This is a genomic window from Isoptericola jiangsuensis, assembly GCF_002563715.1.
Lineage (GTDB): Bacteria > Actinomycetota > Actinomycetes > Actinomycetales > Cellulomonadaceae > Isoptericola > Isoptericola jiangsuensis.
Genome location: NZ_PDJJ01000001.1, coordinates 1,787,955 through 1,808,768 on the forward strand (window position 1 = coordinate 1,787,955; position 20,814 = coordinate 1,808,768).

The following is a 20,814-nucleotide window of genomic DNA, read 5'->3' on the forward strand; positions in this document are numbered from 1 at the left end:
GGTCACCATGGCTCTGCTCGACGGCAAGAAGCTGCTCATCACGGGCGTCCTGACGGACAGCTCCATCGCGTTCCACGCCGCGCGCCTCGCGCAGGAGGAGGGGGCCGAGGTCGTCCTGACGTCGTTCGGCCGCCAGATGAAGCTCACGCAGGCGTTCGCGAAGCGGCTGCCGGTGGAGGCCCCCGTCGTCCAGCTCGACGTGACCGACGCGGGCGACCTCGCCTCGCTGGCCGACCAGGTGCGCGAGCACACCGACCGTCTCGACGGCGTGGTGCACTCCATCGGCTTCGCCCCGCAGTCCGTCATGGGCGGCAACTTCCTGCAGGCCGGGTGGGACGACGTCGCCACCGCGCTGCAGGTCTCGACGTACTCCTACAAGTCGCTCATCACCGCGGCCAAGCCGCTGATGACGCAGGGCGGCGCGTACGTCGGCCTGACGTTCGACGCGCAGTTCGCGTGGCCGGTCTACGACTGGATGGGCGTCGCCAAGGCGGGCCTGGAGTCGGCGAACCGCTACCTCGCCCGCGACCTCGGCGCGGACGGCATCCGCGCGAACCTCGTGTCCGCGGGTCCGATCCGCACCACCGCCGCGAAGTCGATCCCCGGGTTCGCGACGATGGAGGACAACTGGCCGAAGCGTGCCCCGCTGGGCTGGGACCAGACCACCGCCGAGCCCGCGGCCCGCGCCGTGGTGGCGCTGCTGTCGGACTGGTTCCCCGCGACGACGGGCGAGATCGTGCACGTCGACGGCGGCGTCCACGCGATGGGGCAGTGAGCACCCACCCATGAAGCAGCCGAAGCACGCGGACGGCGCCTCGATCCCGGGGCGTCGGCTCGTGCTGCTCCGGCACGCCAAGGCGGAGCCCTCGTCGGGTTCCCTGCCCGACCACGACCGGCCGCTCGCGCTCAACGGGCGCAAGCAGGCCGGTCGGGTCGGGATGGCCCTCACCGCGGCCGGGCTCGTCCCGGACCTCGCGCTCGTGTCGTCCGCGCTGCGCACCCGGCAGACGTGGGAGCTCGCCCGGGGCCACCTCGGCAACGGCGGGGGCAAGATCCCCGCGGAGGTCCGCGACGAGCTCTACGTCGCGAGCATCGCGGACGTGCTCGACCTCGTGCGCGACGTCGACCCGTCGGTCAAGACGCTCCTCGTCGTGGGGCACGAGCCCACGATGGCCGCGACCGCGGCCTACGTCGCGGACAAGGGCTCCGACGAGGTCGCCCTCGCCCAGGTGCGCGTCGGCGTGCCGACGGCGACGTACTCGGTCCTGCACGCCGTGAAGCAGCCGTGGCGCGAGTGGGGCAAGAAGTCCGCGAGCCTGGTGCGGGTCGGGCGCCCGAGCTGAGCCCGGGCGCCGGCGCTCAGGCCGTGCGGGCGTCGACCTCGTCGACGACCTGCAGCACGTCGTCGAGGCGCGGCCCGTCGAGGCTGTACGGCGCCTGCTCGCGCACGACCGGCTTCGCGGCGAACGCGATGCCGACGCCGGCGGCGCCGATCATGTCGAGGTCGTTCGCGCCGTCGCCGACGGCGACGGTGGCCTCCAGCGGCAGGCCGAGCTCGGCCGCCCACTCGCGCAGCGTCGCCTCCTTGTAGGCGCGGTCGACGACCGGGCCGACGGTGCGCCCGGTGAGGAGGCCGTCGGCGACCTCCAGCCGGTTCGCGCGCCACCGGGTGATGCCGTGCTCGGCGGCGAGCGGCTCGAGGATCTCCGCGAACCCGCCGGACACCAGCCCGAACTCCCAGCCACGGCGGTGCACCTCCGCGACGAGCTCGGCGGCGCCGGGCATGAGGACCACGGCGTCGCGCACGGCGTCCAGGACGGTCACGGGCAGGCCGGCGAGGGTGGCGACGCGCTCGCGCAGCGACGCCGCGAAGTCCAGCTCCCCGCGCATGGCCCGTTCGGTGACGGCCGCGACCTCGTCGCGGGTGCCGGCGTGCTCCGCGATGAGCTCGATGACCTCCTGCGTGAGGAACGTCGAGTCGACGTCGGTGACGACGAGGCGCCGGGGGTGGTGCGGTTGCTGCGGGGCGGGCGGGGTCGCGGCGGGGGCGCGGTCAGGCAACGTGGGTACCCTTCGGGACGACGGTGATCCCCGACTCGGTGACGGTGAACCCGCGGGCCCGGTCCTCCTCGTGGTCGACGCCGATCCGGGCACGCTCGTCCACCACCACGAACTTGTCGAGGATGGCGCGGTGGACCTGGGCGTGCCGGTGCACCTGGACGTCGTCCATGATCACGGAGTCCGTGACGGTCGCCCAGGAGTGCAGGTGCACGCCCGGGGACAGGATGGACCCTGCGACGGTGGCGCCGGACACGAGGACACCAGGTGAGACGATCGAGTCTGCCGCGTGCCCGAGGCGTCCCGGCCCGGCGTGCACGAACTTCGCCGGCGGCAGCCCGGTGTACCCGGTGAGCAGCGGCCAGTCGGCGTTGTAGAGGTTGAACACCGGCTGGACGGCGATGAGGTCCTTGTTCGCGTCGAAGTAGGCGTCGATGGTCCCGACGTCGCGCCAGTAGTCCCGGTCCCGGTCGGTGGATCCGGGGACGTCGTTGCGGATGAAGTCGTACACGCCCGCGGTGCCCTCGTCGACGAACGCGGGGATGATGTCGCCGCCCATGTCGTGGCGCGAGTCGGGGTTGCCGGCGTCCTTCGTCACCGCCTCGACCAGCGCGTCGGTGTCGAACACGTAGTTGCCCATGGAGGCCAGGACCTCGGTGGGGGAGTCCGGCAGCCCGACCGGGTTGACCGGCTTCTCGAGGAACTCCCGGATGCGCGTCGGGTCGGCCGGGTCGACGTCGATGACGCCGAACTGGTCGGCCAGCGCGATGGGCTGGCGGATCGCGGCGACCGTCGCGCGCGCGCCGGACTCGACGTGCGCGTCGACCATCTGGGAGAAGTCCATCCGGTACACGTGGTCGGCGCCCACCACGACGACGATGTCGGGGCGCTCGTCGTCGATGATGTTGAGGCACTGGTAGATGGCGTCGGCCGAGCCGAGGTACCAGTGCTTGCCCACCCGCTGCTGCGCGGGCACCGAGGACACGTAGTTGCCGAGCAGCGACGACATGCGCCACGTCTTGGAGATGTGCCGGTCCAGCGAGTGCGACTTGTACTGGGTGAGCACGATGACGTGCAGGTAGTGCGAGTTGATGATGTTCGACAGGGCGAAGTCGACCAGCCGGTAGATCCCGCCGAACGGGACGGCCGGTTTCGCGCGCTGGGCGGTGAGCGGCATGAGCCGCTTGCCCTCCCCACCGGCGAGGACGATGGCCAGGACGCGGGGGTGTGACGACGCCATGCTGTGAACCCTAGGGGTTCCGGCGACCGGATGCCGCACGACGCGGCGAAGGGCGCTACGTTGACGTGCGTGAGCACGATGCCCCGGATCGACCTCCTGACCCGAGAGTTCCCGCCCCACGTGTACGGGGGTGCCGGCGTCCACGTCGCCGAGCTGTCCACCGTGCTGCGCGCCCACGCGGACGTGCGGGTGCGCTGCTTCGACGGGCCGCGCCCCGACGCCCCGGGCGTCACCGGCTACGACGAGCCCGCGACCCTGGCGGGGTCGAACGCCGCGCTGCGCACCCTGGGCGTGGACCTCGCGATGGCGGACGACGTCGCGGGCGCCGACGTCGTGCACTCGCACACCTGGTACGCGAACATGGCGGGCCACCTCGCGGGGCTGCTGCACGGGGTGCCGCACGTCGTCACCGCGCACTCCCTGGAGCCGTTGCGGCCCTGGAAGGCGGAACAGCTCGGCGGCGGCTACGCGGTGTCGAGCTGGGCGGAGCGCACCGCCTACCTGGGCGCGGCGGGCGTCGTGGCGGTGTCCGCGGGCATGCGGGCCGACATCCTGCGCTGCTACCCGGAGCTCGACCCCGCGCGGGTGCACGTGGTGCACAACGGGATCGACCTGGACACCTGGGTGCGTCCCGGTGACGACGACGTGGCCCGCGTGGCGGCCGAGCACGGGATCGACCCGCGGCGACCCGCCGTGGTGTTCGTCGGGCGCATCACGCGGCAGAAGGGTCTGCCGCACTTCCTGCGGGCCGCCGCGATGCTGCCGCCCGAGGTGCAGGTGGTGCTGTGCGCGGGCGCGCCGGACACGCCCGAGATCATGGCCGAGGTCCGCGGGCTGGTCGACGAGCTGCGGGCCGCCCGCGGCGGCGGGCCGGGCGCGGGCGTGGTGTGGATCGAGCAGATGCTGCCGCGACCCGACCTGTGCGCCGTCCTGGCGGCGTCGACGGTGTTCGTGTGCCCGTCGGTGTACGAGCCGCTCGGCATCGTCAACCTGGAGGCCATGGCGGTGGGGCTGCCGGTGGTCGCGTCCGCGACGGGCGGCATCCCCGAGGTGGTCGACGACGGTGTGACCGGCCGCCTCGTCCCGATCGAGCAGGTCACCGACGGCACCGGCACCCCCGTGGACCCGGACCGCTACGAGCGTGACCTGGCGGACGCGCTGACCGCGGTCGTGGCCGACCCCGCGGGCGCCGCCGCGATGGGCGCGGCGGGCCGCCGTCGCGCGGCCGACCACTTCGCGTGGGCCGCGATCGCCGAGCGCACCATGGACGTGTACCGGACGGTCCTGGCCGGATGAGGCGCAAGGGCCGCGCCGAGCGCAGGTCCCTGTGGGAGGACGTGCGCGACCGGGCCCTGCCGCTGAGCCCCGAGGAGCAGGTCCGGCCCGCGGCGTTCCTGCGGGCGGGGGCGGGCGACGCCGCGACGCTGCTCGCCCTGCGGGCGCTGCGCCGGGCCGTGTGGCCCCTGATCATCGCCGGCGTCGGCATCGCGTGGCTCAACAACGAGTTCGACGCCCAGACCCTCTCCGTGCTGACGAACCCGGAGGAGTACGTCGCCGCGTTCCTGTCGCCGCTGGCGCTGCTCGCCGTCGGGTGGGGGCTGCGGATCCTCGTCAGCCTCGCCGGGCTCGTCATCGCGGCGCCGCTGGCGCAGGGCGCCTGGGTCGAGGGCGCGCAGGCCGTCTCGCGCGGGCGGCGCCTGATCGACCTCGCGTACCTCTCGGCCGGGTACCGGTCGGTGCGGTGGTCGTACGCCGTGCAGCGCGAGGCGGTGGCCCGTTGCGGGGACCTGGGACGCCGGCTGTCCTGGCTGGAGACGGCGGGCCGGGTCGCGCTGCCCGTCGCGTTCGCGTTCCTCGTCTGGGTGGCGCTGCAGGACGTCGGCACGACGACGCCCGCCGGCTGAACCCTCAGGAGGACGCGCGGCGCGAGGAGCGCGCCGCCGCCAGCAGGTCCTGGGCGCGGGCCTCGGGCAGGTAGCAGCGCACGAGTGCCAGCCCCACGAGCGGCAACGTCGCCGGGTCCGGCACGACGAGGCTCAACGGGACGTCACGCGGCTGGAACTTCAGCTTGAACCGGTGCAGCGAGTCGAACCCGTACAAGGGCTCCAGGGTCGAGGCGAGCTGGTCCAGCACCCCGCCGAGGCCGCCCTCGGGGGCGTCGTCGCCGTGCGCGAGCGGGCTGCCGGACAACGACGCGACCTGGGCGCCCTCGTCGCGGAACGTCGTCAGCGCCGATGCGATGAGCAGCTCCATCGTGTACCGGAACGAGTCCGGAGCGCGTCGCATCACGTCCAGGGTCCAGCCGACGACCTCGCCACCGGGGGCGTGCACGGGCAGCCAGCTCGTGACGCCGTGGACCCGGCCGTCGGCGTCGACGGCCAGCCCCACCCGCACCGCGGGGTCGAGGGCCTCGCGCACGCCGCCGAGGGTGAAGGCCATCTCGGGCAGGTCGCTGTCGCCGAGCCAGGCCTCGGAGATGGCCCGCACCTGGGCGAGCACGTCGGGCGGCTCCTCGGCCAGGATGGCCAGCCGGTGCGTCACCCCCTGCTTCGCGGCCTGGTTGAGCGCGGTGCGGACGTCCTGCCACCGCTTGCCGCGGAACTCCAGGCCCGGCAGGTCGACGACCGCCTCCTGCGCGACGGTGACGACCGTCCAGCCCCGCGACGCCCCGAGCTCCGCGACCTCCGGCCCCGCGGTGAAGAAGCAGGCGCCGAGGCCGGCGTCGGAGGCGGCCTCCACGAAGGCGTCGACGAGCTCGGCCCGACCGGCCGGGCCGTCACCCACCGGGTCGGTGAGGGCGACGGCGACGCCGGCGTGGACCTGGTGCGCGACGAACCCGACCGGCTCCCCGGGCGCCCAGCGGGCGCTGCCCTCCCAGGTCGTCATCCAGCCGAGGCGGTTCGCGACCCCCAGCTCGGTCACGAGCCGCCGCGCCTCGTCCTGGTCGATCCCCTCCCCGGCGACCAGGCGGGCGTGCCGGCGGTTGCGGAACGCGGAGCGGCGCGCGACGAGCAGGACGAGGGCGCCGCCGTCGAGAGCCAGCATCAGGACGAGCAGGGGCAGGGCCTGGCGGACGTCGAACACGACGGCCGCGGCGGCGAGGAGGAGTTCGAGCAGCACGGACACCGAGGTGAGCACGAGCGCCACGCGCCACCAGGACCGGCGCCCGCGCAGCAGCCCGACCGCGAGGACGAGGTCGACGGTGACCGCCACCGCGCCCGACGGCCAGCCCTCGCCCCCGAGCGTGCCCAGGGGGCCGCCCGCGGACGACGCGAACGTGCCGAGCGCGACGAGCAGCGCCGAGACGGCGAAGTACCCGGACGCGGTGACCCGGGCCCGCTGGACGCGCCCCGTGGACGTGCGGCGGTCGAGCCGGGCGCCCAGCAGCGGCCGGGCCAGAGCGAGGCCCGCCAGCCAGCCGATGACGTGCTCGACGTCGGCGATGCCGCCCCACACGACCAGCGCGGCCAGCACGTAGACCGTCAGCAGGGCGGAGGCCCGGAACCGCCACGGCTGCGTCAGGCTCAGCGCCGTCACCGTGGCCGCACCGACGACGCCCGCGCTGAACCCGACGTCGAGCACCGACGCGACCCGTTCGGCCCAGTCCCACCCCGTCCGGGTGAGCAGCGCGAGGCCGCCCGCGGTGCCCACCACGCCGACGAGCTGGCACGTCACCGCGGCGACCGCGGCCCGGCGCGTGCCGAGGCGCAGCTCGGTCCAGCCGACCAGGAGCGCGAACACGCCGACCACGGCGAGGTACTCGGCGGGCAGCAGGGCGAAGAAGGAGCCCGTCACGGGCGTCCACCAGCGCCCCGCGGCGAAGGCCGGCGCCCCGAACGCCACGTGCTCGAACCACGGGTGGTCCTCGAACGGGGTCCACAGCGCTCCCGTGACGACGCCGAGCACGAGCATGGCGGCCACCACGCCGAGGGTGAACGGGACCCGCCGCACCGTCGTCGCGGCCCATCGCGGCACCGGCGACCCCGTCCCGGTCGTCACTGGCTCGGTCACGGTCATGCGCGCCTCCGGCGGTCCGTCGTCGGAACGAACCTAGACGGGTCCCGACACCGGCGCGCGAGGTCGTACGCGGGCGACCCGGCCGGTCCGTGCCCGCCGCCCCCGCCGGGCGGACGGGCGCCGTGGCGGGGCTACCATCGGTGCGCCTCGCCGTGGCACCCGGCCGCGGGCGGGCCCGACGTCGGGAGGACGCGCATCATGACGAAGACCAGGGGAGTCGCGGTGGTCACCGGGGCGAGCTCGGGGATCGGCGCCGCCACGGCCCGCGCGCTGGCCGACGCCGGCTACGACGTCGTCCTCGGGGCGCGCCGTGCGGACCTGCTCGCGGACGTCGCGGCCGGGTGCGGAGGTCGCGCCGTCCCGCTGGACGTCACCGACGACGCGTCGGTGGAGGCGTTCGCCGCCCAGGTGGAGCGCTGCGACCTGCTGGTCAACAACGCCGGCGGCGCGCTCGGCACCGACGCCGTGGCCGAGGCCGACCTCGACGACTGGCAGTGGATGTACGACGTCAACGTGCTCGGCACCCTGCGGGTCACCAAGGCGCTCCTGCCGAAGCTCGTCGCTTCCGGCGACGGCCAGGTCATCACCATCGGGTCGATCGCCGCGCGCGAGCCCTACGAGGGCGGCGCGGGCTACAACGCCGCCAAGCACGCGGTGGCCGCCCTGACGCGCGTCCTGCGCCTGGAGCTGATCGGCCAGCCGGTGCGCGTCTGCGAGATCGACCCCGGCATGGTGCAGACCGACTTCTCCCTCGTCCGGTTCAAGGGGGACGCCGAGCGCGCCGACGCCGTGTACGCCGGCGTCGACCCGCTGCAGGCCGAGGACGTCGCGGACGCCGTGGCGTGGGTCGCGACCCGGCCGTCGCGCGTCAACATCGACCAGCTCCTCATGCTGGCCCGCGACCAGACGTCCGCGAAGGTCGTGCACCGCCGCACCTCGTGACCGGCGCGGCCCGTCGGACGGTTCAGCGCACCGCCGCGTAGGTGGCGGCACCGAGCGCCCGGCGGGCCGTGCGCTCCACCTCGCGCAGCGCGGTGGAGCGCTGGTCCACCTGCCACAGGTTGACCGCGCCGCCGTCGTCGGCCGTCGCGAGGTCGACGATGGCGAGCAGCCGCCACGCGAGCTGGAGCACGCGCGCGCGGCGCCCCTCCAGGTCGGGGACGGGCCAGCCCGCCGTGGTGGAGTGCCGCACGAGCTCGATGGCGTCGGCGGCGTCGTCGCGCCAGCGCGCCACGTCGAGGGTGTCCAGGGCCTCGGTGGCGGTGACCAGGCTGGTGCGCAGCTCGCGCTCGGCCTCCGCCAGGGAGCCGACGGCGCCCGCGACCAGCGCCGACCACGGCGGCACCGCCGTCACGTCCCACGTGACCAGGTGACCGGGCTCCAGGTCCGAGCCGAACGTCGTGATGCGGGGGACCGCCGCCCACGCGCCGTCCGGCGTGGCGAGGAGCACGCACTCGCCCGCCTCGACCGCGGCGGCGGACACCGGCGCCGGCACCCCCGTCGGGTCGCCCGGCGCGGGCAGCAGGGCGCACACCTCGCGCGGTCCCGTCGAGAACCGCGCGACCAGCTCCGTGAGGGTCGTGCCGTCCTCCGCGCCCGGCAGCCCGACGACGTCGTGGGGCTCGTCGTCGTCCGTCACCGACCGCACGGCGAGGCCGTGCGACGCGCCCGTGGCCTGGAGCCACAGCGCGAGCACGACGCTCCGGGGCAGTGCCGTGAACTGGGTCATCACCCCGCACGATAGACGCCGCGGGCGGCGCCGCGCGCGCCGGGTCGCCCAGCGGGACCACGCCACGTCCGTCGTGCGCTGCCGGGCGCGCCGCTCCGGTAGGGTCGACCACCATGAGCGCCGTTCTGGACCTGCAGGGTGTCACCGTCCGACGGGGTCCGGCGACCCTCGTCGACTCGATCGACTGGAAGGTCGCCGAGGGGGAGCGCTGGATCGTCCTCGGTCCCAACGGCGCCGGCAAGACCACGCTGCTCGACATCCTCGCCGCCCGCTCGTTCCCGTCCGCGGGCACCGTCGACCTCCTGGGTGAGCGCCTCGGCAAGGTCAACGTGTTCGAGCTGCGCCCCCGCATCGGGTTCGCCTCCGCGGCGCTCGCGGAGCGCATCCCGCGCGACGAGACGGTCCGCAACGTCGTGCTGACCGCCGCCTACGGGGTCACCGGCCGGTGGCGCGAGGAGTACGAGGACCTCGACGAGTCGCGCGCCGACGACCTGCTCGCCGCGTTCGACGTCGCCGGCCTCGCCGACCGCCTGTACGGCACGCTGAGCGAGGGCGAGCGCAAGCGCGTCCAGATCGCCCGCGCCCTCATGACCGACCCCGAGGTCCTGCTGCTCGACGAGCCCGCCGCCGGGCTCGACCTCGCCGGGCGCGAGGAGCTCGTCGGGGCGCTCGCCGAGCTCGCCGCGGACCCCGCCTCGCCCGTGCTGGTGGTCGTCACGCACCACGTCGAGGAGATCCCGCCAGGATTCACCCACCTGCTGCTGCTCGGCGACGGGACGGTCGAGGCCGCCGGCCCGATCGAGGAGGTCCTCACCGCCGAGAACCTCTCGCGTGCGTTCGGCATGGACCTGCTGGTCGCCCACGGCGGCGGCCGCTGGCTCGCCCGCGCCGCGCGTCCCGTCGGCCGCTGAGCATTCCCGACCGGCCCGCTCGGCCGGTCGTCGCGCGCCCTCGCGCGGCCCGACCCGCCGGATGATCGTCCCTCCCGCCTCGCCTGGATCTTTGGTAACTTCTTGACCAAAGAGACGGCGCGGTCGGAGGGGGATCATGGACTCGTGGTTGTGGTGGGTCGGCGGGGCGCTCGTCCTCGCCGTGGTCGAGATGCTGACGCTCGACCTCGTGTTCATCATGCTCGCCGGCGGAGCGCTGGCCGGCGCCGCGACGGCGGCGGCGGGCGGACCCGTCTGGCTGCAGTTCGTCGTGGCGTGCGTCATCGCGGTGCTGCTGCTGGCCGGGCTGCGGCCCTGGCTGCTGAGCAACCTGCGCCGGCGTGAGCCGCTGGTCGAGACGAACGCCGCCGCCCAGGTCGGCCGCCTCGCCGTCGTCCTGGCGGAGGTCACCGAGACCGGTGGTCGCGTCAAGCTGTCCGGCGAGGTCTGGTCGGCCCGCCTGCCCGACGACGGGGTCCCCAACAGCACCGGGCGTGTGCCCGAGGGCACGGAGGTGCGGGTCGTGGCCATCGACGGCGCCACCGCCGTCGTCCAGCCCGTCGCGTCCCCGACCGGTCCCGCCGCCGACGACGGCGGCCGCGCCGTCTGAGCGTCGCGCCCCACCCATCCATCCGTACGACGAAAAGAGCCAGCTGCTGTGGACCTTGATCCAGGAACGATCGTCCTCTACCTCGTCCTGATCGCGTTCGTGATCTTCGTGGTCACGGCCCTGTTCAAGATGGTGCGGGTCGTCCCGCAGGCGACGGCGCTCATCATCGAGCGCCTGGGCCGGTACAACAAGACGTTCGACCCGGGCCTGCACTGGCTCGTGCCGTTCATCGACAAGGTCCGGGCCGGGGTGGACCTGCGCGAGCAGGTCGTCTCGTTCCCGCCGCAACCCGTCATCACGTCGGACAACCTCGTGGTGAGCATCGACACCGTCATCTACTTCCAGGTGACCGAGCCGAAGTCCGCGGTGTACGAGATCGCGAACTACATCACCGGTATCGAGCAGCTGACCGTCACCACCCTGCGCAACGTCGTCGGCTCGATGGACCTCGAGCAGACGCTGACCAGCCGTGACCAGATCAACGGCCAGCTCCGCGGCGTCCTCGACGAGGCGACGGGGCGCTGGGGCGTCCGCGTCAACCGGGTCGAGCTGAAGTCGATCGACCCGCCCGCGTCCGTGCAGGGTGCGATGGAGCAGCAGATGCGTGCCGAGCGCGACCGCCGCGCCACCATCCTCACCGCGGAGGGTGTCAAGCAGTCGCAGATCCTCACCGCCGAGGGTGAGAAGCAGTCGCAGATCCTGCGGGCCGAGGGTGACGCGCAGTCGCAGATCCTGCGGGCCGAGGGTGAGGCGCGCGCGATCCTCCAGGTGTTCGGCGCCATCCACGAGGGCAACCCGGACCCGAAGCTGCTGGCCTACCAGTACCTGCAGATGCTGCCGGAGATCGCGAACGGCACGTCGTCGAAGCTGTGGGTCGTGCCGACGGAGTTCACCGCGGCCCTCGGCTCCATCGCCAAGGGGTTCGGCGGGACGCCGGGGACGCCGGGCATCCCGGCCGAGCCGGTGGACGACGACGGCGACGGCGGGGCGCGTGCCGGTCTCAGGGCCGCGCTCGGCAGCACCGGTCTGCAGGACCCGGGGGAGGCGCTGGCCGAGGCGCGCCGCCAGGCGGAGGCCGCCACGGCGGACGCCACGAGCTCGGGCACCCGGTCGGGTGCGCCGTTCGACCCGACGATCGAGCGGGGGCAGCGGCCGCAGGGCGAGGCCCCGCCGGCGCCGCCCGTGCCGCCGCAGCCGCGCACGCTCGGCGAGGACGACGCACCGCCGGCGCCGCAGCCGTAGCACGACGGCGGTCCGGGGGACCGGGTCGCCGCAAGACTGCCGCAGGGCCGTCGCCCCTTCCGGGGGTGGCGGCCCTGCGGCGTGCCCGTGCTCTCCCGTCTTGCGGAGTGAGTGCTCACTCATTTAACCTCGTCGCATGATCACGCCCACCGCGACCCGGGCGGCCCCCATGACCCCCGACGACCGCCGCGCGGCGATCGTCGAGGCCGTGCTGCCGCTGGTCGCCGAACGCGGCGTCGACGTGACCAGCCGCGAGCTCGCCGAGGCGGCCGGCGTCGCCGAGGGGACCGTCTTCCGTGCCTTCGGCGACAAGATGACCCTCGTCGGCGCCGTCGCCGTCGAGGGACTGCACCGCGCCTCGGGGCCGGACTCCACGCGCGACGAGCTCACCGCGATCGACCCCGGGCTGCCGCTGGAGGACCGGATCACCGCCGTCATCGAGCTCGGGCGGCGACGCATGTCGTCGGTCGTGCGGTGGATGGGCGTCCTGCGGGCCCTGCACCAGCGCACCGGCGCCCGCGACGAGGTGCCCCCCGCGCACGTGGTGAAGTTCCGCGCGGACCTCGCCGAGCAGCGCGACCGCCAGCGGGAGGCCACGATCGAGGGGCTCTCGGCCGTCCTCGCCCCCGACGCCCACCGGCTGCGCGTCCCCGTCGACGTCGCCGTCGCGCTCCTGGAGGCCAGTATCGCCGGCACCCACGGCCGGGTCGACCGGCTCGTGCCCGCACCGCCCGCGCACGTCGTGGCCGACGCCCTCGTGCACGGCCTCGTGTCCGACACGCGACGGCCGCCCTGCCCCGCCGCCGGCGCCGCACCGGTCGCCGCCCCCGACGACCCCGCCACACCCGCCGACGCCACCGCGCCGGGGACCCCCCACCCTCAGGAGCCCTGATGCTCGTCTCCCTGGCGCGGAGCTACCTGCGCCCCTACGCGGGCGCCGTCTGGCTGCTGGTCGCCCTCCAGCTGCTCGCGACCCTCGCCTCCCTCTACCTGCCGTCCCTCAACGCGGACATCGTCGACCAGGGCGTGACCCGCGGCGACACCGGCTACATCATGCAGGTGGGCGGCTGGATGCTGGTCGTCAGCCTCGGCCAGGTCGTGTGCGCCATCGGGGCGGTCCTCGTGGGCGCCCGCACCGCGACCGCGCTCGGCCGGGACGTGCGGCGCGACCTGTTCGACGCGGTGCAGGGGTTCTCCGCCCGCGAGCTCGGCCAGTTCGGCGCCCCGTCGCTCATCACCCGCACCACCAACGACGTCCAGCAGGTCCAGATGACGGTCCTCATGACGTTCACGATCGTCGTCATGGCGCCGATCATGCTGGTCGGCGGCGTCATCATGGCCCTCCAGGAGGACGTGGCTCTGTCCGGGCTGCTGCTGGTGGTCGTGCCCGTCCTCGGCATCGCCGTCGGCCTGCTGCTGTGGCGGATGGTGCCGTACTTCCGGGCCATGCAGAAGCGGATCGACGCGATTAACGGGGTGCTGCGCGAGCAGATCACCGGCCTGCGGGTCGTGCGGGCGTTCGTCCGCGAGCGCCGCGAGCTGGCTCGGTTCGGCGCGACGAACACCGAGCTGTACGACACGTCGCTGGCGGCCGGCAAGCTCATGGCGCTGGCGTTCCCGATGGTCATGCTCATCATGAACGCGTCCAGCGTGGCGGTGCTGTGGTTCGGCGGCCGTCGCGTGGACGCCGGGCAGATGCAGGTGGGGGAGCTCATGGCGTTCCTCAGCTACATCATGTACATCCTCATGGCCGTCATGATGAGCACGATGATGGTCATGATGGTGCCGCGCGCGTCGGTGGCCGCGGGCCGCATCAGCGACGTGCTCGGTACGCAGACGTCCGTGACGGAGCCGGCGTCGCCGGTCGGGCTGACGTCGCTCGCCGACGGCGAGGGGCCGCGGGGCGAGGTCCGGTTCGACGCCGTGGAGTTCCGGTACCCGGGGGCGGACGAGCCGGTGCTGCGGGACGTGTCGTTCACGGCGCCCCCGGGCGCGGTCACCGCGATCATCGGCTCCACGGGTGCCGGCAAGTCGACCCTGCTCAACCTGGTGCCGCGCCTGTTCGACGTCACCGGCGGCCGGGTGCTGCTGGACGGCGTGGACGTGCGCGACCTCGCCTCGGGCGACCTCGGGTCGCTGCTCGGCCTGGTCCCGCAGAAGGCGTACCTGTTCAGCGGCACCGTCGCGGACAACCTGCGGTACGGCAAGCACGACGCGACCGAGGACGAGATGTGGGAGGCGCTGGAGGTCGCGCAGGCCGCGGACTTCGTGCGGGCGCTGCCCGACGGGCTGCAGGCGGTGGTGGCGCAGGGCGGCACCACGTTCTCCGGGGGTCAGCGCCAGCGGCTCGCCATCGCGCGCGCCGTCGTGCGTCGCCCCCGGGTCTACCTGTTCGACGACTCGTTCTCCGCGCTCGACTACGCCACGGACGCCCGGCTGCGCGCCGCGCTGCGCCCCCGCACGCGGGACGCGGCGGTGATCGTCGTGGCGCAGCGCGTCGCCACGATCCGCGACGCCGAGCAGATCATCGTCCTCGACCACGGCCGGGTCGTCGGCCGCGGCACCCACGCCGAGCTGCTGGCCGGCAACGAGACCTATCAGGAGATCGTCTCCTCCCAGATGTCCCTCGAGGAGGCGGCATGAGCACCGACCGCGCCACCACCCGGCCCGCCGCGCCCGCCGGCCGTCCGATGGGCCGCCCCGGCGGCGGCCCCCTGGGCATGGGCGGGGCACCCGCCGCCAAGGCCCTCGACTTCAGGGGCTCGTTGCGGCGGTTCGTCGTCGTCATGCGTCCCGAGCGGACCCGCGTGGTGTGGCTGACGCTGTGCGGCATCGTGTCCGTCGCCCTCACCGTCGTGGGCCCGAAGATCCTCGGTGAGGCCACGAACGTCATCTTCGCGGGGGTGGTGGGGCAGAACCTCCCGGCGGGCGCCACGACGGACGAGGTCGTGCAGGGGCTGCGCGCCGCCGGTGACACCACCCAGGCCGACATGCTCGCCTCGATGGACGGTGTCGTGCCGGGGCAGGGCGTGGACTTCGCCCGGCTCGGCGAGATCCTGGGCTGGGTGCTGGCGATCTACGTCGGCGCGTTCCTGTTCGGGTGGCTGCAGTCGCGCATCATGACCGTCGCGGTGCAGAACACGATGCGGCGGCTGCGCGACGACGTCGAGGCGAAGCTGCACCGGATCCCGCTGAGCCACGTCGACAAGCAGGCGCGCGGGGAGATCCTGTCGCGGGTCACCAACGACATCGACAACGTCGCCCAGACGACCACGCAGACCCTCGCGCAGCTCGTCACCTCGGTGCTCACCGTCGTGGGCGTGCTCGCGATGATGTTCTGGATCTCGTGGGTGCTGGCGCTCGTCGCGCTGGTCACCGTGCCGCTGTCGGTGGTCCTGACGATGCAGATCGCCAAGCGGTCGCAGCCGCAGTTCGTCGCGCAGTGGGCCGCCACCGGGCGCCTCAACGCGCACGTCGAGGAGATGTTCACCGGGCACGCGCTGGTCAAGGTGTACGGCCACCAGGCGGCCGCCGCGGAGACGTTCGCCCGCGAGAACGACGCGCTGTACGACGCGTCGCGCCGGTCGCAGTTCATCTCCGGCACGATGCAGCCGTCGATGGGGTTCCTCGCGAACCTCAACTACGTGCTGGTCGCGGTGATCGGCGGGCTGCGGGTCGCGTCCGGGCAGCTGTCCATCGGCGACGTGCAGGCGTTCATCCAGTACTCGCGCCAGTTCACGCAGCCGCTCACGCAGATCGCCTCGATGATGAACCTGCTGCAGTCGGGCGTGGCGTCCGCCGAGCGGGTGTTCGAGCTGCTGGACGCCCCCGAGCAGGAGCCGGACCCGACCGACCCGGAGCGCCTCGGCACCGTCCAGGGCCGGGTCGCGTTCGAGGACGTGTCGTTCTCCTACGTCCCGGACGAGCCGCTGATCGAGCACCTCGACCTCGTCGCGGAGCCCGGGCGGACCGTCGCGATCGTCGGCCCCACCGGAGCCGGCAAGACGACCCTGGTCAACCTCCTCATGCGGTTCTACGAGGTCGACGGCGGCCGGATCACCCTCGACGGCGTCGACACCCGCGCCCTGACGCGGCACGACCTGCGCTCCCGCATCGGCATGGTGCTGCAGGACACGTGGCTGTTCAAGGGCACGATCGAGGAGAACCTGCGCTACGGCGTGCGCGACGACGCCGACGTCGACGCCGACGCGTTCCTCGCCGCGACGCGCGCCACCCACGTCGACCCGTTCGTGCGCACCCTGCCCGACGGGTACGACACCCTGCTCGACGACGAGGCGACCTCCCTGTCGGCCGGCGAGAAGCAGCTCCTCACCATCGCGCGGGCGTTCCTCGCCGACCCGGAGATCCTCGTCCTCGACGAGGCCACCAGCTCCGTGGACACCCGCACCGAGGTGCTCGTGCAGCAGGCCATGAACGCGCTGCGGGTCGGGCGCACGTCGTTCGTCATCGCGCACCGGCTCTCCACGATCCGCGACGCCGACCTCATCGTCGTCATGGAGCACGGTCGCATCGTCGAGCAGGGCGACCACGACACGCTGCTCGCCGCCGGCGGCGCGTACGCCCGCCTGTACGCCAGCCAGTTCGCGGCGCCCCTGACGGACGACGTCGAGGACGGTGACTGACCCAGTCGGTCCGTGGGAGGGTGTGCCCGATGAGCGCGCACCCTCCCCACCACGCCGCCCCGCCCACCGGCCGCACCCCGGCGGTCCGTGACCGGACCGTCGGGAGCCCGGGCGGCGGGCGTGCCCGGCGCAGCGTCACCGTCACGGTCCTCGCCGTCGTCGCGGTCGTCCTCGCGCTCGTCGCGGTCGGGGCGCTCCTGCCCGGCGTGCCCGGCCTCGGGCACGCGGGCGCGCAGGCGTCCGCCTGGTCCGCGTGGCTCGCCGTCGCGGGTCTCGTCGTCACCCTGCTCGGCGCCCTCGCGCTCCTGCGGCACGGCTCCGTCGCGCGGTTCCTCGTCGTCGGCGCCGGGCTGGTCGCGGTCGTCTGCTCGTTCGTCGTCCTCACCCAGCAGCTCCGGGTCGCGCAGGAGCACGGTGTCGCCGTCGAGATCGCCGAGCTGTTCCGCGTCACCCCCGACCGGCGCGCCCACGACGTCGACGTCACCTACGGCGAGCAGGACGGCGTCCCGCTCGGGATGTCGCTGTGGCTGCCCGACGGCGTGCGCCCCGACGCCGCGAGCGGGGCGCCCGTCGTCGTGCTCGTGCACGGGGGCGGCTGGACCGGCGGGCACCGCGCGCAGACCACCACCGCCGCGCACGCCACCTGGTTCGCCGACCACGGCTACCTCGTGGCCAGCATCGACTACCCGCTCGCCTCCCGGGAAACCCCCCGCTGGGACACCGCCGAGGCGCAGGTGGCGTGCGCGCTCGTCTGGCTGGCCGAGCACGCCGCCACCCAGGGCGGCGACCCGGACCGGATCCTGCTCGCCGGGGACTCCGCCGGCGGCAACATCGCCCTCGACGTCGCCTACCGGGGCGCCGCCGGCACCCTCGAGCCCGCCTGCGACGGCGACGTGCCGGCCGTGCGCGCCGTCAGCACCCTCTACCCGGTGACGTCGCCCGTCGCGTTCCACGACAACCCCGACCTGCTCGCCGGTGACGCCGCCCGCCGGTACGTCGAGACGTACACCGGCGGCACCCCCGACGACGTCCCCGACCACTACGCCGCCGTCTGGCCCGCCGAGCACGTCACCGCCGACGCCCCCGCCACCCTCGTGGTGCACGGCGCCGCCGACCACCTCGTCCCGCCCGCACCCTCCACCGAGCTCGGCGACGTGCTGCGCGCCCACGGCGTCACGCACGACGTCGTGCTCGTGCCCGCCGCCGACCACGTCTTCGACCGGGCCCCCGGCAGCGTCGGCACGCAGGTGTGGCGCGAGCTCACCGCCCGGCTCCTGCCCGCGCCCTGACCCCCCGGAGCATCAGGGCAGCACGAGCATCCGGGCGGGCGGCGCACCCGGGTGCTGCCACTCGAACCGTGCCTCGCCCACCACCCGCCACCCCTTGTGCAGGTAGACGGCGTGCGCGACGCCGTCGTGCCGGTCGACGTCCAGCACGGGCGTGCGGCCCGTGGAGCGCAGGTGCGCGACCGCCGTGTCGAGCAGCAGCCCGCCCACGCCCCGGCCCTGCACGTCCGGGGCGACGAACAGCACGGACACGCAGCCGAGCTCCGCGACCGGCCGGCCGGAGCCCGCGGACCAGATCGCACCGTGCCGGTCATCCCGCACCGTGGTCACGCTCACGTGCCCCACGGGCCGGCCTGCCACCTCCGCGACCCAGGCGGCCTCCTCGTCGGCCCGGACGACGAACTCGGCCACCGGGTACGGCAGCGGCCACCGGTGCGGGTAGCCGGACGCCGGCTGCTGGGCCGCGAGCACCTCGCCCAGCGGCGCGACGTCCGCGGGCCGGCGCGGGCGGACCCGCACCTCCTCACGGGCGACGGGGGAGGGGATCGCGGTCACGACGTGATCGTGGCACAGGTGACGGACCTGGGAGAATCACCGGGTGAACCATCCCGCCCTCGTCCGCGTCACGGACCCTGCCGACCCGCGCCTGCACGACTACACCGGCCTCACCGACGTCAGGCTGCGCACCGTCCGCGAGCCCGCCGAGGGCCTGTTCATGGCCGAGTCGTCCAACGTCATCCGCCGGGCGCTCGCCGCCGGGCACCGCCCCCGGTCGTTCCTCATGGCCGACCGCTGGCTCGACTCCATGGCCGACGTCCTCGCCGAGCATCCCGAGACCCCCGTGTACGTCGCCGACGAGCCCGTGCTGGAGCAGATCACCGGGTTCCACCTGCACCGTGGGGCGCTCGCGGCCATGCACCGTCCCGTCCTGCCCGACGTCGCGGGGCTCCTGGCCGACGCACGGGGCGGGCAGGGGGCGCGCCGGGTCGCCGTGCTGGAGGACGTCGTCGACCACACGAACGTGGGAGCCGTGTTCCGCAGTGCCGCCGCGCTCGGCGTCGACGCCGTCCTCGTCACCCCGCGCTGCGCCGACCCCCTGTACCGGCGCTCCGTGCGCGTCTCCATGGGCACCGTCTTCCAGGTGCCGTGGACGCGCATCACGGACTGGCCCGTCGCCGCGACCGAGGGCGCGCTCGGCGGGGTCGACGTGCTGCGCATCCACGGGTTCACCGTCGCGGCCCTCGCGCTGAGCGACGACGCCGTCAGCCTCGACGACCTCGCCGCCGACCCGCCCGAACGTCTCGCCCTCGTCCTGGGTGCCGAGGGCGACGGGCTCAAGCCGCGCACCGTCGCGTCGGCCGACGTCGTGGTGAAGATCCCCATGGCGGGCGCCGTGGACTCCCTCAACGTGGCGGCGGCGTCGGCCGTGGCGTTCTGGGCGACCCGCACGGCCTGACCGCGTCTGCTCAGACGCGCACCCAGGAGCATCCGCGGGCGGACATCACGGTGCCGTCGGGGCGCTCGACCACGACGACGAGCACGTGCTCGCACGACGCGCAGCGCACCACCGTGCCCATGGCCGTGCGGAAGACGACGGCGGCGGCCAGCACGGCGGTGGCGCCGCACCCGGAGCAGCGGGCGACGGCGGTGGTCGCGTCGCCGGCGAGCACCCCGGCGAGCGGTCCGGCGGCGGCGTTGCCGTCCAGCGGCAGCGGGCGGGGCAGGGGAGTCGTCACGACGTGCCTCCGAAGCGTTCGGTCCGCACCCGGGCGGCCCGGTGGCCCAGCCCGGTGAGGAGGGTCGCGGCGTGCTCGACGAACCCGGTGGGGCCGCACACGAACACGCCCGGGGCGTCGTCGGGGCCGAACCCGGGGGCGAGCAGGTCGTCGGCGGTGAGCCGCCCGGCCGGGCGGTCCCCGTCGTCGGCGCGGGTGACGACGCGGTGCACCAGCACGCCGTCGTCGGGCACCGCGAGCTCGTCGGCGAACAGCACGTCGGCGGCCGTGCGCACGGACAGCACGAGCCGGAACGGGGTGCCGACGCCCGCGTCGGCGCGGGCCCGCAGCATCGCGACCAGCGGGACGACGCCGGACCCGCCGGCGACGAGCAGCACCGGCGCGGGGTCGGCGGGGTCCCAGACGAACCAGCCGCCGAGCGGCCCGCGGACCTCCATGGCGTCGCCCGGGCGGGCGACCTCCACGAGGTAGGGCGACACCTCGCCGTCGGGCACGGCCGCCACGGCGAGCTCGACGCGTTCGTCGGTGCCCGTGGCGGCCAGCGAGTACGACCGGGACGCCTGGTACCCGTCGGGCGCGGTGAGCCGGACGTCGACGTGCTGCCCGGGACGGGCCCCGGTGAACCCGGGGACGGCCAGGACGAGGATGCGTGACGTGGCGGTGAGCTGTCGGGCGGCGACCACCGTCGCGGCGTGCCAGGGGCTCACGCGTACCGCTGCTCGCGCCAGGGGTCGCCGTAGGCGTGGTAGCCGTTGACCTCCCAGAACCCGAGGTCCTCGGTCGTGGTCAGCTCCAGCTCGCGCACCCACTTGGCGCTCTTCCAGAAGTACAGGTGCGGCACCAGCAGCCGGGCCGGGCCGCCGTGCACCGGGTCGAGCGGCTCGCCCTCGAACTCGTAGGCGATCCACGCCCTGCCGTCGGTGAGGTCCTCCAGCGGCACGTTGGTCGTGTACCCGCCGTAGGCGTGCGCCATGACGAAGTCGGCGGACGTCTCGATGTCCGCCAGCAGGGTGTCCACGGACACGCCCCGCCACGTCGTGCCGAGCTTGGACCAGTGGGTGACGCAGTGGATGTCGGTCGTGACGTCCTCGGCGGGCAGCGCCTGCAGCGCCGCCCAGTCCCACCGGCGGGTGTCACCGGTCTCGGTGCGCACCTCCAGCGCCCACCGCTCGGTGTCGACGTTCGGCGTCGGCCCGGCGGACAGCACCGGGAAGTCTTCGGTGACGTACTGGCCGGGCGGGACGTGCGGATCGGCCGCACGGCGCCCGCCGAACCCGCGTGTGACGATCCCCATCGCGCACCCCCGTGGCTCGTGGTGCTCCGA

21 protein-coding genes are annotated in these 20,814 nt (G+C 74.4%); 13 read left to right on the forward strand and 8 right to left on the reverse strand.

Translation table 11 applies throughout. From position 1 onward, the window contains the following. Nucleotides 1-7 precede the first annotated feature (7 nt). Both fabI and ATJ88_RS08135 read left to right on the forward strand, forming a co-directional pair. Nucleotides 8-775 (forward strand): enoyl-ACP reductase FabI, encoded by a 768-nt coding sequence (gene fabI / locus ATJ88_RS08130; protein ID WP_098463395.1) that lies wholly within the window; start codon nucleotides 8-10, stop codon nucleotides 773-775. 10 nt (nucleotides 776-785) lie between these two features. After that, nucleotides 786-1,343 (forward strand): SixA phosphatase family protein, encoded by a 558-nt coding sequence (locus ATJ88_RS08135; protein WP_098463396.1) that lies wholly within the window; start codon nucleotides 786-788, stop codon nucleotides 1,341-1,343. A gap of 16 nt (nucleotides 1,344-1,359) precedes the next feature. Here ATJ88_RS08135 and serB read toward each other — a convergent pair whose 3' ends face one another. Next, a complete protein-coding gene (gene serB, locus ATJ88_RS08140; protein WP_098463397.1) occupies nucleotides 1,360-2,061 on the reverse strand; it encodes a phosphoserine phosphatase SerB in 702 nt (233 codons plus the stop codon). Continuing rightward, complete coding sequence (glgC, locus tag ATJ88_RS08145) at nucleotides 2,054-3,298, reverse strand: glucose-1-phosphate adenylyltransferase (protein ID WP_098463398.1); 1,245 nt, start codon at nucleotides 3,296-3,298, stop codon at nucleotides 2,054-2,056. Before glgC ends, serB begins: the two co-directional genes overlap by 8 nt. A 78-nt stretch (nucleotides 3,299-3,376) precedes the next feature. Between glgC and glgA the strand changes: the two genes are divergently transcribed. Together glgA and ATJ88_RS08155 are read left to right on the forward strand one after the other, a co-directional pair. Further along, nucleotides 3,377-4,594 (forward strand): glycogen synthase, encoded by a 1,218-nt coding sequence (gene glgA / locus ATJ88_RS08150; protein WP_098465209.1) that lies wholly within the window; start codon nucleotides 3,377-3,379, stop codon nucleotides 4,592-4,594. Next, nucleotides 4,591-5,202 carry a hypothetical protein gene (locus ATJ88_RS08155; RefSeq protein WP_098463399.1) on the forward strand — a complete coding sequence of 204 codons (612 nt, stop codon included), beginning with the start codon at nucleotides 4,591-4,593 and terminating at the stop codon, nucleotides 5,200-5,202. The genes glgA and ATJ88_RS08155 overlap by 4 nt, the downstream gene beginning before the upstream one ends. 4 nt (nucleotides 5,203-5,206) lie before the next feature. On the opposite strand, the gene ATJ88_RS08160 is transcribed toward ATJ88_RS08155, so the two are convergent. After that, complete coding sequence (locus ATJ88_RS08160; protein WP_098463400.1) at nucleotides 5,207-7,315, reverse strand: bifunctional lysylphosphatidylglycerol flippase/synthetase MprF; 2,109 nt, start codon at nucleotides 7,313-7,315, stop codon at nucleotides 5,207-5,209. Nucleotides 7,316-7,513: 198 nt separating this feature from the next. Here ATJ88_RS08160 and ATJ88_RS08165 point away from each other — a divergent pair, with 198 nt between their 5' ends. Then, the gene (locus ATJ88_RS08165) at nucleotides 7,514-8,257 is read left to right on the forward strand and encodes an SDR family NAD(P)-dependent oxidoreductase (RefSeq protein ID WP_098463401.1); all 744 of its coding nucleotides are present in this window, start codon (nucleotides 7,514-7,516) and stop codon (nucleotides 8,255-8,257) included. A 22-nt stretch (nucleotides 8,258-8,279) separates the two neighbouring features. On the opposite strand, the gene ATJ88_RS08170 is transcribed toward ATJ88_RS08165, so the two are convergent. After that, nucleotides 8,280-9,044, reverse strand: a complete 765-nt coding sequence (locus ATJ88_RS08170; protein WP_098463402.1) for a hypothetical protein — start codon at nucleotides 9,042-9,044, stop codon at nucleotides 8,280-8,282. Between the two features lie 113 nt (nucleotides 9,045-9,157). Between ATJ88_RS08170 and ATJ88_RS08175 the strand changes: the two genes are divergently transcribed. The 7 genes from ATJ88_RS08175 (at nucleotide 9,158) to ATJ88_RS08205 (ending at nucleotide 17,757) form a co-directional block, all read left to right on the forward strand. Continuing rightward, nucleotides 9,158-9,955: an ABC transporter ATP-binding protein gene (locus tag ATJ88_RS08175; RefSeq protein ID WP_098463403.1), complete on the forward strand. Its 798-nt coding sequence runs from the start codon at nucleotides 9,158-9,160 to the stop codon at nucleotides 9,953-9,955. Between the two features lie 136 nt (nucleotides 9,956-10,091). Next, the gene (locus tag ATJ88_RS08180; protein ID WP_098463404.1) at nucleotides 10,092-10,583 is read left to right on the forward strand and encodes an NfeD family protein; all 492 of its coding nucleotides are present in this window, start codon (nucleotides 10,092-10,094) and stop codon (nucleotides 10,581-10,583) included. A 48-nt stretch (nucleotides 10,584-10,631) separates the two neighbouring features. Then, complete coding sequence (locus ATJ88_RS08185; RefSeq protein WP_245852241.1) at nucleotides 10,632-11,825, forward strand: SPFH domain-containing protein; 1,194 nt, start codon at nucleotides 10,632-10,634, stop codon at nucleotides 11,823-11,825. A gap of 136 nt (nucleotides 11,826-11,961) precedes the next feature. Continuing rightward, entirely contained in the window at nucleotides 11,962-12,717 is a 756-nt protein-coding gene (locus tag ATJ88_RS08190) for a TetR/AcrR family transcriptional regulator (protein WP_098463405.1), read from the forward strand. Further along, entirely contained in the window at nucleotides 12,717-14,468 is a 1,752-nt protein-coding gene (locus tag ATJ88_RS08195) for an ABC transporter ATP-binding protein (protein ID WP_098463406.1), read from the forward strand. Before ATJ88_RS08190 ends, ATJ88_RS08195 begins: the two co-directional genes overlap by 1 nt. Further along, nucleotides 14,465-16,468 carry an ABC transporter ATP-binding protein gene (locus tag ATJ88_RS08200; RefSeq protein WP_098463407.1) on the forward strand — a complete coding sequence of 668 codons (2,004 nt, stop codon included), beginning with the start codon at nucleotides 14,465-14,467 and terminating at the stop codon, nucleotides 16,466-16,468. Before ATJ88_RS08195 ends, ATJ88_RS08200 begins: the two co-directional genes overlap by 4 nt. 29 nt (nucleotides 16,469-16,497) lie before the next feature. Beyond that, nucleotides 16,498-17,757 carry an alpha/beta hydrolase gene (locus ATJ88_RS08205; RefSeq protein ID WP_098463408.1) on the forward strand — a complete coding sequence of 420 codons (1,260 nt, stop codon included), beginning with the start codon at nucleotides 16,498-16,500 and terminating at the stop codon, nucleotides 17,755-17,757. A gap of 12 nt (nucleotides 17,758-17,769) precedes the next feature. On the opposite strand, the gene ATJ88_RS08210 is transcribed toward ATJ88_RS08205, so the two are convergent. Beyond that, complete coding sequence (locus ATJ88_RS08210) at nucleotides 17,770-18,309, reverse strand: GNAT family N-acetyltransferase (RefSeq protein WP_170023566.1); 540 nt, start codon at nucleotides 18,307-18,309, stop codon at nucleotides 17,770-17,772. Nucleotides 18,310-18,352: 43 nt separating this feature from the next. On the opposite strand from ATJ88_RS08210, the gene ATJ88_RS08215 reads away from it, so the two are divergent. Further along, entirely contained in the window at nucleotides 18,353-19,210 is an 858-nt protein-coding gene (locus ATJ88_RS08215) for a TrmH family RNA methyltransferase (RefSeq protein WP_098463410.1), read from the forward strand. Nucleotides 19,211-19,220: 10 nt separating this feature from the next. Here ATJ88_RS08215 and ATJ88_RS08220 read toward each other — a convergent pair whose 3' ends face one another. Genes ATJ88_RS08220 through ATJ88_RS08230 form a run of 3 tightly spaced genes read right to left on the reverse strand, consistent with a single transcriptional unit; the run spans nucleotide 19,221 to nucleotide 20,784 of the window. Next, nucleotides 19,221-19,490: a DUF6510 family protein gene (locus tag ATJ88_RS08220; RefSeq protein ID WP_245852243.1), complete on the reverse strand. Its 270-nt coding sequence runs from the start codon at nucleotides 19,488-19,490 to the stop codon at nucleotides 19,221-19,223. Further along, the gene (locus tag ATJ88_RS08225; RefSeq protein WP_211287485.1) at nucleotides 19,487-20,197 is read right to left on the reverse strand and encodes an FAD-binding oxidoreductase; all 711 of its coding nucleotides are present in this window, start codon (nucleotides 20,195-20,197) and stop codon (nucleotides 19,487-19,489) included. Before ATJ88_RS08225 ends, ATJ88_RS08220 begins: the two co-directional genes overlap by 4 nt. Continuing rightward, nucleotides 20,194-20,784 (reverse strand): sulfite oxidase-like oxidoreductase, encoded by a 591-nt coding sequence (locus ATJ88_RS08230; protein WP_098463411.1) that lies wholly within the window; start codon nucleotides 20,782-20,784, stop codon nucleotides 20,194-20,196. The genes ATJ88_RS08225 and ATJ88_RS08230 overlap by 4 nt, the downstream gene beginning before the upstream one ends. Nucleotides 20,785-20,814: the final 30 nt, after the last annotated feature.